Origin of the sequence: Carboxylicivirga longa (genome assembly GCF_050589825.1) — a bacterium.
GTDB lineage: Bacteria > Bacteroidota > Bacteroidia > Bacteroidales > Marinilabiliaceae > Carboxylicivirga > Carboxylicivirga longa.
Genome location: NZ_JBNGOZ010000019.1, coordinates 26,674 through 40,015 on the forward strand (window position 1 = coordinate 26,674; position 13,342 = coordinate 40,015).

6 protein-coding genes are annotated in these 13,342 nt (G+C 40.6%); all 6 read right to left on the reverse strand.

The genetic code is table 11. The features are described 5' to 3' along the window. The gene (locus tag ACRD7A_RS14930; RefSeq protein WP_430812545.1) at positions 1-3,213 is read right to left on the reverse strand and encodes a cellulase family glycosylhydrolase; all 3,213 of its coding nucleotides are present in this window, start codon (positions 3,211-3,213) and stop codon (positions 1-3) included. A 125-nt stretch (positions 3,214-3,338) separates the two neighbouring features. After that, positions 3,339-4,517, reverse strand: coding sequence for a PKD domain-containing protein (locus ACRD7A_RS14935; RefSeq protein ID WP_430812546.1), 1,179 nt, complete (start codon positions 4,515-4,517; stop codon positions 3,339-3,341). 28 nt (positions 4,518-4,545) lie between these two features. Continuing rightward, positions 4,546-5,529 carry a hypothetical protein gene (locus ACRD7A_RS14940; protein WP_430812547.1) on the reverse strand — a complete coding sequence of 328 codons (984 nt, stop codon included), beginning with the start codon at positions 5,527-5,529 and terminating at the stop codon, positions 4,546-4,548. Positions 5,530-5,549: 20 nt separating this feature from the next. Further along, entirely contained in the window at positions 5,550-7,073 is a 1,524-nt protein-coding gene (locus ACRD7A_RS14945; RefSeq protein ID WP_430812548.1) for a RagB/SusD family nutrient uptake outer membrane protein, read from the reverse strand. A 53-nt stretch (positions 7,074-7,126) separates the two neighbouring features. Then, complete coding sequence (locus tag ACRD7A_RS14950; RefSeq protein WP_430812549.1) at positions 7,127-10,198, reverse strand: SusC/RagA family TonB-linked outer membrane protein; 3,072 nt, start codon at positions 10,196-10,198, stop codon at positions 7,127-7,129. Positions 10,199-10,680: 482 nt separating this feature from the next. Next, positions 10,681-13,308 carry a helix-turn-helix transcriptional regulator gene (locus ACRD7A_RS14955; RefSeq protein ID WP_430812550.1) on the reverse strand — a complete coding sequence of 876 codons (2,628 nt, stop codon included), beginning with the start codon at positions 13,306-13,308 and terminating at the stop codon, positions 10,681-10,683. Positions 13,309-13,342: the final 34 nt, after the last annotated feature.

The following is a 13,342-nucleotide window of genomic DNA, read 5'->3' on the forward strand; positions in this document are numbered from 1 at the left end:
TTATTGCACAATAAATCGCATGGTTTCTTCCATGCAATCATTAGATATCTTTAAAAGGTAGATACCCTTTTTTAGCTGACTCACATTTACCTTAATCTTATTATTGGATGCATACCGTCGTTGCGATAGCAGGTGCTGCCCACTAATTGAAAAGATTTCCAATGAATACACTTCTTCCTCAATATTTGCAGGGCAATTGATTGACAGCACTCCAGTTGTTACAGGATTAGGATAAACTGCCAGGGAATTAATAGCAAATGATAGCATACCATCTTCAGAACACTGGTTGCTATCCATCAGACTAGCAACATAATGACCTGTTGACAGGTTGTTTAGTGTGAATGTGGCCGATTGACTTGCATATTTTTCTCCATTTAGCTCAATGGTGTATGGCGCCTGGCCACCCTGAATCGTAATGGTTACATCGTTTCCTGCGACAGTTGCGGCACCCTTTAGAGCTTCTGCCTGATTTAATACAACTGTATAATGACCTTTGTAATGATTAACCGATGTAGCAAGAAGTTTATATTCGCCGGCTGCTAAATCAGATATCGTGTATGCCATGTTCTGGCTTATCGGATGTGAACTGCCGTCATCTAAAGTGACCGTTATAGGGGCCACTTTGCTCAATATCGTTATGCTCCCATCATCTAACTGGTAGCATGATGGGGATACATACGATATTTGAAAATTATTAGCAGAAAATATTTCTTCAGCATCATCGGAGATAATTTCCCCAACCTGTTTAAATTCAAACCAGTTAAGATTATGCTCTTGTTGTTCTACTTTAAATCGTAGGATATAATTGCCTTTATTTAATAATAAAGAAGGTCCTTTTTGCGTTTGCCAGGTACTCCAACCACCCGTGCTGCTCAAATTAATTGTGGCAAGCGATTCAAATGTTTCACCATTATCGCTGCTTAACCACATGGATAGCTTTGGTGCATTATTTTGCGATGCAACGCGCATACTTAAATCATAATAGGCTGTGTTTTGAACCGTAATCAGATAGTCCAAATAATAACCATCGCGAGCATATGATGAGTTTTGACCTCCTCCGGCGTCAGAACAATTCTCAAAAGTAAAACCATAATTAAAGTGAAAATCTTCAGCTTCTATTTTGCCCGGCACCGGATGACGCATTGGCAAATTATTCTGCACCGACATATTTGTAAAACTACCTAAGGTCTGTGTTCCGGCTTTAACGCTAGTTCCATTATAGGATAATAATAGCTCATCAAAATAAGTAAAAGCAGAAGCCGTGGATAATTGCAGTACCTTGGAATTCTCAGAACTGATCTTAACCTCAACTAATTGATAATTTGTTCCATCTTTGTCAGCTAAAATAAAATCATCTAACTGCAGACTGCTGGCCGATGTCACCTCCTTATTAAGCGTCAGGTAAACCTCGGTTCCTGCGATGTTGGACGCTGCCGAAAAAGCGTTGAACTCAACATTACTGATTGGCTGTGGGTTAACAAATTCAAAATAATTGAGATTGGCACCTCCCTGTTCAAAATAGAACACCAGCTTCACCTCCCCGGCTGGTAATATAATATCATCAAAAGCCGATGTTGCCCACGTTTCGTAGTTAGCAGTTGATGGTAATTCCAGTGCAGATGTTATATCCAGGCCATTGGCCATTAATTTTATTTTTGCCGTATTACCGGCATGTCGAATATTTAATGTATATGACTGCTCCAAGTCATTATTAATCGTGTACTGTAGCCATTCCTTATCTGCCGTCCAACCAACATTATAAGGGGCTTCCACAAATGAGCCATCCTGATTGGTGTCGCTACTGTGCTGAATATCGACCCCATCGCTGCGATAGGCCCAACCGGTATTCCAGTCGGTATAATCGGTCACCTGGCTTAGGTTGGCTGTATCGGTATCCCAGTAGGCATAACCATTACGTCCCAGGTCATAGTCAGCAAACCAGGTTCTCTCGCCAACATTGTGCTGTTTATAGGGCTTTGTATCATAGGTATGTGGCTGACGAATCATGGCATCAATCACATCATGCATCACACGCACATTTTCTATTTTATGATTATTGGCCCATTCGGTTACCGCATCAATAGCTGCCTGACCTGTCACATCATCTGATGTGGCACTGGTTCTCCAGCCATCAATAAGTTTTTTGTAGGATTCAGGCTCTTCAACATACATTACATTGTTGATACCATTCTTTTTAACCGGCCACCACGACCAGCCAATGTCCTTGCTTTCGCATAACTGAATCAGATGCGTGTACCATACATTGGAATTTTCGCCACTCTCGCCCAACCAAAGTGGCACATTGTGCTGTACACTTCTTTCGATGATCCAATCAAGTGAGTTGGCATCTACATTATTCCAATATTTATGAAAGCTAATGACTAAGTTATCGTCCCACAGAGGGTAAGGTAGTCCATCGTAGTTATTAGCCCAATCGTTACCTTCCAGAAAGATTATGTGATTATCACCTGTTGAACGGATAGCATCCGTACATTCTTCAAGTAAACTCCACAGCATTTCATTGCCATTATCCTTGAGTTCACTCCAGTTGGTTTCATTCAATAGGTCGTAGCCGCCTATCCAGGGTTCATCTTTATAACGTTCGGCCAACTTTTTCCATAAAGCCACCATCTTATGTCGGTTATTCACATCCTCCCACAAAGATGGTTTGCTGTCGTCGTAATCACTGATGTCAGCATTACGACCTTGCCCGCCTGGTGCCGCATGCAAATCTAATATGAGGTACATATTATTTGCTTTGCACCAGCTTAACACATCGTCCACACGGTCGAAACCACTTTGATGCCAGGTGTAATTTTTAGCACCTAAATCAGTAGCACTTTCTTCTTCAATTGGTGGGGTAAACTGGTTGTAGTGCATGGCCAGGCGGAGGCTATTGAACCCCCATTTGGCCATCGAGTCCACATCTGCCTTAGTCATGTGGTTGTTCCACCATAGCTCGAAGAATTCATCGGTGGCGGCTTCCCCTATAACTTCATTGAGTTTGTTACGGAATTCATGCTGTGTGCCTGCTACACCGGCCGTTTTCATCATGTACCCTTCCATCAACACCCAGTTACCGGTTCCAATGCCACGCAGAATAACCTTATTTCCCTGGTCATCTTTAATCAGCCGGCCTTCGGTGGTAAGAGTCTGGGCATTTATAGCACCAATGCCAACAGCCAGTAATATAAAAAGGAGTATCTGTCTCATCTTGTCTTGTTTTAAATCACTAGTAATAATTAAATTACGTTAGCAAATAGCGTCTACAATGATTCAATTATTACTATTTGGAAGTAAAGAGGTGAATTGGCATCCACCTCCATTCTTCTAACCTTTTAGTTCTGTTTTTTAATGCCTGAATACTCTTTCTTTAAGACAATCTCATCCACGTAAATAACACCACTGGTTCCTTTACCATGACTGAACATTACCCATAAATATCTGATATCATTGGCATCAATATTGCCGTGTGAAAAGTCCTTATCGGAGAAGTCAAATGATAAGTCAACCCAGCCATCTGTCTCAGTTATAGCGTGCTCCACTTCAACACGTCCATCCCATGTATCCAATGTGGAAAGTCCTATTTTTAGCAGACGCTCATTTTCTGGCATATTAAAATTATAATCAGTTCCGCCAATATTAACCGTATTTCCCTCTAAATACACACGCAAGGACACTTCGCTGTACTCACCCAAGAAGTTAAGTGTTACATCCGACAAAGCATAGCGGGTTTCGGTCCACCAGCCGCCTGTTTTTCCCATTAGCAATACATTGCTTCCATCAAATGTATAAGGATTCGTATCCGGGTGAAACTCATTCAAGAGCTTTGTATCTCCATTAGCATCACCCCAGCCACCAGCATAGGCTGCTTCATCGTCAAAATTGTTAAAGAGCATGCTCTGCTTTTGAATATCCCCGCTTTCAATTGTAACAGTTGCTTCAGCTGAGAGTAAGGCTCCCTGAACAGCCGACTCAAATTTCACGGTATATGTCCCGGCATCTAAATAGCGTAAGGTAGTATCCGTAGTTGAAGTATTCACCCAGTTACCATTGCCAAAGTCCCAGCGACTATTTGTAAAAACAGTCGACGCATCGGCATTTATTTTAAGTTGTCGTAAGTTTTCCTCACCGGCCACGCCTGGAGTTGACACATCACTTACTAAAATAAGTTCATCGGCTGTAACACTTATCTCATCAAAGGTTTCAGTATTCATCCTATTGCCGAACACAGCTGTAACCTTGGGCTGATAAGTGCCATCTACGGTGTAAATAAATACACCTGACTCCTGACGTACGGTCTTTCCATTTCCAAAATCCCACTCAATGTAACTCAACCCAGGTGTTTTATTCTCAAATGCATAGCTATTGGCAATACCAATCTCGGCGGAAACATCTGTAAAAGTAACATCGAGGTCAATGATGTTCTCACTCCAATCTTTTGGTTTGTTTTCATCTTCGCAGGCCACTGTTAATGTTAACAAGGTAATTGCGATGGTATATAATATTTTTTTCATTGTATTAACGATTTTAGAATACATACTGTTATTCGAAGCAACCTGGTACCTTTTGGACCAATTCAATATCATCAACCATGATAACACCTGTCCCGTCGCGGCCAGCTCCCCTGTCATTATCCCAAGCATGGGTAAACATCACCCAAATGCTTTCGACTTGGGTTGGGTCAATCTGATCGAATGCGTTGTCGGTAAAGTCAAATTCTACGTCAATCCATTGGTCTAACTCGTTCAACTTTATTTTTCGCTCAATCTCCTGACGACCAGAGCCATCGTTTAATCCTATCTTTAAGTTCAGGTAGGACTCTGGTATGTTAAAGTCGAAATTGCCTTCCGGCACTTCAAATGTGCTTGGGATATAAAAACGCATGGCCACTTTACGCCACATGCCTGCATGAGAGAAGTCAAACACCTCAGTGTCGAAATCAAAGGCCACTTCGGTCCACCAGCCACCGGCTTTACCAATTAACAATACATTGTTATCTTCAGGAAACTGATACGGTGCATCGCCATCTACATGGTAATCATTAAAAAGCACAACATCATTGGGGTGTTTTTGCACCCATGTACCTGCGTATGTCGCCTCATCATCAAAATTATCGAGCATTATACGCTGACCGATAGCACACCAAAGTGTTTCGGTGGCAGTTACTGTTTCAGCCTCTTTAGATAGCTCGCCATCATAGGTGTAGGCATTGAAAGTAATGGTGTATTCACCCGGATTGATGTAGTACACTGTGTCTTTATCCTGCTTACTGGTTTCGCCATTCCCAAAGTCCCATGTTATAAATTGGATGGCATTATCGGCCTCACCACCTCCTCCACGCACATACTCTACTTCGTATATTTGAGCGGCAATTTCGGTCACATTAATCTGAAGTTGATCAGCCAATTCTTTTAAACTCTCAGGATTTGGTTTTTTATAGTCGTCTACAACACCTACTTCTGTTGGTTCACAATTCCATAAACCTACAGCCAGGATTAACAATAGTATTTGTGATATATGTTTCATTTTTAGTTTTTTTTAGTTGCTTAATACCCTGCATTTTGCTTTAGTGGCTTAGAGCTTGAGCTTGATAGTTGAATCTGCACATCGGCTATTGGCCAGATCCCGCGCGTTGCTTTATCAAAGGTGACATCAAAAGGACTTTCGTAATTATTTGTTATAGCTGCGTCGGCCACGTCAATACCCTGTCGTAATAGATCCCAGTACCGCAGGCCTTCACCGAAAAACTCCTTTCTACGCTCTTCAAAAATTCTATCAATACTTACAGGAGGATGTGTTGTGAAACCAGCACGTATGCGCACTTCCTCGAAATAGCTTTGGGCAGTTCGGGTAAATGCTCCCCCCTTTAGTGATAACTCTGCAGCCATTAAAAGCACATCGGCATACCGAACAACTGTCCGTCCATCAGGATGACCACTGAACGCTGGATCATCAACGTATTTGCTAAGTGGAGTATACTTTTTAAAATAGTACCCCGTATGCTGATAGCTATTGGAATATTCATTTTCACCCACCTCACTATTGGCATCTAATATGGTTGCATTACGCCGTTCATCGGCCGGGTCAAAAATATTGTATACATCTGGATGAATGGTTCCAAAGCCCCAACCTGCCGCATATGTTGATGTATTGGACAGGTCTCTTAAACCATAAAACTGAACATCGGAACGGCTGGCCCCTTTGCCATTGTAAGAATAAGGAATCTGGTAAACATGTTCTCTGCTGTAATATGATTCATCGGAGCCGGAAACTAACCATAGATCAGCGAAATTATCGACTAAACCATAGTGATTGTCTTCAATAATATTATCAACCAATGAACTAATTACATTTAGTGTAACGCCTGGCATGTCGGTTTGAGAATAAAAGCCTGTATAAAATAAATACACACGAGCCAACATCGCCTGTGCGGCATATTTTGTAACACGTCCTTCTTCCCCTTCAACTGATTCGGGCAAATCTTCGATGGCTGCCAGGTAATCTTGCGCTATCTGTTCATACACCTCATCGGGATCGGCCTGGCCCACATCAGCATCGGCCAATGTGATAGGTTCGGTAATCAATGGTATGTTTTCATACATACGCACCAGATTAGAATATATATATGCGCGAATAAACTTGAGCTCAGCCAGTATTCTTGCCTTCTCAGTCTCATCTTCAAATGTGATGTTGGGTATTTTTTCAAGCGCTACATTCGTGCGGTAAATACCCACATAGCCTCTCCACCAAAACTGGTCGTGCTGCCAGTCGGTAGCCAGCATCTTGTGCTTTTCAAAACGTCTGACATCTGTTCCATCGGATGAACTGCCTCCACCAGTAAACATATCATCGGAACACATATTAAGGAAAAATTCAAACTCATTGGTACCGCCCTTGTCATCTGTTGTTGCGTTATAGGCAGCATAAAGAGCAGCATAAGCATCTTCTTCTGTTTGATAAAAATTGTCTTCGGTGGTTGCCGTGTGGTTATCAACCTCCAAATAATCGTCACATGCAGTAGCTCCTAAAACCAACAGAGCCATTGTGATGTGTAAAATATATCGTTTCATACTTTATAAATCTTTTGTAACTATTTAAATATGTGATTCAAACAACCCTTCCATTAAAACCTTAAATTCATTCCAACGGTAAAGGTCCTGGCCTGAGGATAAGTACCAGTATCAACTCCTGAGTTAATAGTACCGGAACCAAACTCAACATCTACACCCGAATAATCTGTAAAAGTGTATAGATTCTGAGCCGCCACATAAAGCTTTAGATGTTCAATTTTAAAACGCGATAGGGCTTTCTGACTAAAAGTGTATCCCAGCTGAACATTTTTAATGCGCAGATAATCCCCATCAACAACATATCTATCTGAGAATAGACTGTAGTTTTTGTTAGGATCTTCAATGGATGCGCGTGGCTCGTTGTTGGTCGAATTTTCGCCGGTCCAACGGTTGAGCATTGTAGCAGGCAGATTGGTTAGTCCTGCATCTAAACGGCGCGAAAGGTTCGCAATTTGATGGCCGCCTGCGCCCTGCATAAACACAGATACATCAAAACCTTTCCAATCGGCGAACAGTGATAAGCCATAGAAATACACCGGATTTGAGTTCCCCAGGTTAATTTTGTCGTTATCATCTAAAACACCATCACCATTCTGATCAATAAAGCGTACATCACCAGGCTGTGCATGAGGCTGCATCTTAACGATATCACCATTCTCATTAACTGATACCGGCATATTATCAATATCTGTCTGATTCTGAAACAAACCATCGGTTTGGTAGCCCCAGAAATAGCCCAATGGTTCGCCTTCTTCTGCCCTGGTTACCAATCCATATGTTTGAACAACAGCACCACCCAGTACCTTTTCATCATTACCAATATAGGTTACCTCATTCTCGTTAAATGAAATGTTGGCATTGACACCCCAGTTAAATGCACCTGCCTTATCATTGTAACCAAATTCAAACTCATATCCACGGTTACGCACCTCTGCTGCGTTATCTATAGGCGAGTTACTACCATAATGCCCGGGAATCTTGACCGCCAGCAATAAATCTTTTGTCAGCTTATTATAATAGTCAAAGGTAAAGGTGAATTTGCTATCTAAGAAATGTGCATCTAAACCAATATCAGTTTGTTCTGAGGTTTCCCAGCGAATGTCTGGTGTAGGAATGGTGTTAGGCGCTAGGCCCTGCATGGATATACCGCTGGTAAGCGGATTGCCAATCACATAGCTACCTGCATCTGATATATTTGAAACATACACAAAGTTGCCAATATGGTTACTACCGTTTTGTCCCCAGCTGGCTCTTAGCTTAATAAAGTTGGCAATACTTTTAAGAGAAGCCGCGAAGTCTTCATTGGTCAACACCCATCCTCCTGAGAAAGAAGGGAAATAACCGTATTTATTATCCGGTCCGAATCGTGATGACCCATCAGCCCTGAACGTAGCAGAAAAGAAATACTTTTCATTATAATCGTAATTAACCCGAGAAAAGAAGGATAGCAATCGGTTAGGTATCCCCATACCACCGCTTGAGTTACGTGTTTCTTTATCGCTGATGGTATTATCAATATATGCGTAATCTTCTCCTTTTGGTGTTTTGGTAATATCAACCCCACTCCCCCAAAGACTATGAGACGTTTCTTCTAAGATGGTGCTACCCGCAACCGCATTAATACTGTGCTTGTTGAGTTCCAGATCATAGGTAACCACGTTTTCCCAGTTGTGATTAAAATAGCGCGTCATACTTTTTTGCACATCATCAACCAGGTTAAAATCAGAGGGGCTTAGTTTATAAACCGGATTATAGTTTTCCCAGGTTACGTAGGCCAGGTCAATACCATACGAACTTTTAAACTTCAGATTCTCCAGAATGCTGTATTCAACAAACATATTACCAACAAACTTGTCCGTTCGGGTTTGTGAATGCAGGTACTCCATTTTCCCAACCGGGTTAGTAATACCCTGGCTGACGTATTCTGACACACCATACTTTCCATGCTCATCGCGTACCGGCGTTAACGGATCTAAGTTATAGGCTGAAGCCAAAGGACCGCCATAGATATTGTTTACATCAATACCACTGCTTTCTATATTAGAATAGTAAAGCGATGTACCTGTGCGTAACTTATCATTATGGCTCTTCGTTTCTGCATTTACACGAGCGGTAATACGGCTATAGTTAGAGTTATCAGGTGCTACCAACCCCTCTTGTCCGAAATACGAAATACCTGAAGAAATCTTTGCCCTTTCCGTGCCGCCATTCAATGTCACACTATGATTCATCATTGGTGCATTCTTGTTGTAAATCTCATCTTGCCAATCCGTGTTCGCCCGACGATTAAAATCCATCGGTCTGACACCATCGTTTAACTGAGCTTCGTTATAAAAAAGCACATACTGATCGGCATCCATCAATGATAATTTACGCTCAGGATTTTGAATACTTTGAAAACCATCGTACGTCACCGTGAAGGCCTGGGCTTTTCCTTTTTTAGTGGTAATCAGTACAACGCCGTTAGCTCCACGGGCTCCATAGATAGATGAAGATGCTGCATCCTTTAATATTTCCATGCTCGCAATATCACCCGGGTTGAGATAGTCGATGCCACCAACCGGCAAGCCATCTACAATATAAAGGGGATCGGAATTTCCATTGGTACCGGCACCACGAATACGTACCGACATACCAGCACCCGGCTGAGCAGAACTACTGGTTACGGTAACACCGGCCGTACGTCCTTGCAATGCCTGTTCTACTCTTAAATTTTGGGTTTTCTCTATATCCTTTTCGCCTACCGACGATATGGCAGCTGTTAGCGAGCTTTTCTTACGGGTTCCATACCCTACCGCAACCACTTCGTTTAAGCTGATGTTTCCAGACCTTAAAACAATATCCATTTTTTGACCACCACTTGCATTCGTTAGTTGTACTTCCTGCGTCTCCATACCAATAAATGAAAACACCAGGATGTCACCTGCTGCCACATTATTTATGGTATAGAATCCGTCCATATCTGTTATCACCCCTTTTGATGTTCCTTTCACCGTAACATTTACACCGGGTATTGCCTCCCCATGCTCATCAGCTACCTTACCAGTAACATCTAATGTTTGGGCTAATAAACCTGTTACACTGCATAGCAGCATTGCAACGAAAAATAGTTTCAATCTTTTCATAGTAACTTTACTTTTTATCAGACTTAGTCTTTTCCATGACATTTAGATTTCTTGTATTTGCCGATTGTAAAACTATTTATTCGGAGTATCCAAGCCCAAGAAAGCACATAGACTATAGGTAGACAGAGTAAATTTGATATGGATATCTTATAGACAGCTTAATATTAGCACCTGACAATCAAAACCTTTTAAGACCCAAACTTTACACTGGCAGGTACGTCTTTTACTTACAAATATTAAGCGAAAGAACATTCACTATCATTCGAATCATAAGAATAAATCAGGCATTAGCTATAGTATAAAGTAAGCTACCTTTATAATGCACTCACTATATTGATTAATAATGAGCAAAATGCCAAGTGAGTATGACACACCAATAGCCCCATCACCATAATGCTTCAATGCAAAGCCAAGCTACTTAAGGCAGATTGATTTGAGATGTATGATAAGCTTTCAACTATCACCCTGAATAAGAAATTATCTTAAAATTCTCTGATGAATTTATACAAGTTCTGAGAGTGTTCCAGGTTTAGCTTTTTACGTAAGCGATAACGGGCAGTATCCACGCTGCTTGGCGAGATATTTAAGAACTGTGCAATTTCGTTGGTATTGGCATTAATACGAATAAAGGAAATCAGGCGAATATCATGTTGGGTCAGTTCAGTAAATTGGGATGATATGCGTTGAATAAAATACTGATGATTTTCTGCAAAAAGCTTATGAAACAAGAATTCCTTCTTTTCTTTGTTTATCTCCTGATCTATTTTATTCACCCATCGTGACGCTGCACTGTTTTTCATTTGAGCCAGTGCACCTCTCACCTCTAGCAAAAAGGTATTCTTATGCCGTATTATTTCGGTAAATTGTAATAACTGTTGTTTTTTAGATTGTATCTGAGCTGCTGCCGCCACCTTTTTATAATGTTTATGCTTCAATCTTAACTTCTGATTTTTAGCATATTGTATCGCAATCAATGCAAGAGACAGAATAATAACCAATAAAACACTTAAGCGCAGATAATAATAGCCTATGCCTTCGATAAAAATGGGCAAGGTTGTTTTTCTTTCTACCGTACCATTAAAACGGCTCTCAAGTTCAAAGTGGTATTCCCGTGGCTTTAAATCCCCATATGCAACTTGTATCTGTGAAGAAGACCATTCTGACCATTCATTATCATATGGCATTAGCCTATATCGATATTCAACATTGTGCTTTTTACCACTTGCAAATGAGAGTGTAAGTGTTTTAAATTGCCGACTCACCAGGTTTAAGGTATCCCTGGTATATGGATAATATAACGTTTTAGGCTTATGTATCCCTGAATAGGTTATTTCAATCTTTGATATGACTGGCTCTTTTATAACCTGATAATTATACTTGAGGTTTAATGGCAGTACTTTCACCCCTTGTTCAGTGGCTATGTAGAGTAGTTTTTCAAATACTTTTAAACATTCAAACTGCTTAAGTATATCATTATTAACCTCACTTAAGAGTTTACTGTGAACCACTGTAGAACCATCCGCCAGTTCTTCAATCATCTTTAATTCATCATTTTGAATATAAACCGCAATATTGTTTTCAGGAGATACTTCAAGAGCTGTGATGCCACTCCCTTCAATACTTCGCGTTAGCCCAATCCGACTCTTTACAAAATGCCCCTCTACATATTCAAATAATGCTGCGCCATCATAAAAGAAAAAGCCATTACCCGTCGTAAATACATTCTGCATGGCAGTTGCTGTCACAGCACATGTATCATCATTTATCTGAACACGATAAACAGTGGCATCAGCACTACCTCCATGCACCCATATACAGTTATTGGCTTTATCAAAATCAAGTTTAGGATTTCCCCAAATACCTAGATTTTGCCGTTCTTTAAATTTGCCCCTTTCTTCTTGCATCCATAAAGTACCAGTATATGCAGAAAATAAATAGTGATGTGAATTGCCAAACTGTGCAACATCCATCACCCCTGTTTCGCTATAAATTAATCTGGAAGAAGCCTGGTTTATCTTTAACAAACCTTTATTATGGCATGCAAACAGTCCGGAGGCGGACTCATTCAAGGCCCAAACCTGTCCCTGTGTTCCTGATATAATTGAGAAATCTTCTGGCTTATAATTGGCATACAATCCTTTGTTGGTGGCAACATATGTTGTTTGATTATTTAATAAGATATCGTAGGTCGCACCTTTGCTAATGATTGACTTTAAAAGACTCTCTTTGTTAATCTTTGCAATACCGTAATCAAGTCCGGCCCAAATATTTCCATTCTTATCCACAGCCAATGATAACACTGTATTATCAAGAAGTCCTTGTTGCTGTTGTATCTTACGTTGAATAACCCCCCTATTATTTTCGGTCTTTACTGGAATTATTCCGTCCAGAATGGAACCAATGTAAAAGGTATTTTCGTCGTAATGAATTGCTGAAAAGCAAGTCATACTTTCGGGCAATACAACAGTATTAAAATAAGCACCATCGTAATTATAAATCTCACCATTCAACAATACAATGTAGAGTTTATCATCATGTTCAAATAACACTCTAACTTCCTGCTCCATGGCAGGTGCAAATGGCTTAACTAAAGTAAACCCATCTGAATTCAAGGTGCCCAGGCCTTTTTCAGCACTTATGGTCCATATTTGATTTCGCCATTTGCCTAAACCTGATAAAGTCTTAGGGAATGTGAACTGTGCGATGCTTTTTGTTTGAATGTTATAAACAGTTATTACACTATTAGACTGAAAATAAACATTGTCTCCATTTGCCTCAATATTCCAAACATTACCATTGACATCAGCAAGATGGTGGTAAGTCAAGTTCCCTTCTTCATCGATATCGAAGCAGCCTATTTCGTCACCGCCGCACCAAATTTTATCTTTGTAAATAGAAATAGCGCGTAACGATTTGCCATTGGGCAGTTCATTTAATATCCACTGTCCGTAAATATAGCGTAACAGTCCTTTATCGTTTGCAATGTAAATAATGTTTTCAGCATCAACTTCAATATCCCAATTCTGTCTGCCAGCCCTGTAATCATTCTTGTCATAAGAGGTAATATCAGGAACATATGTATATTCAAGTGCATTAGTAACGCTAAACATGAAAAGGCATAGGATTATTAGTAGGTTATATCTT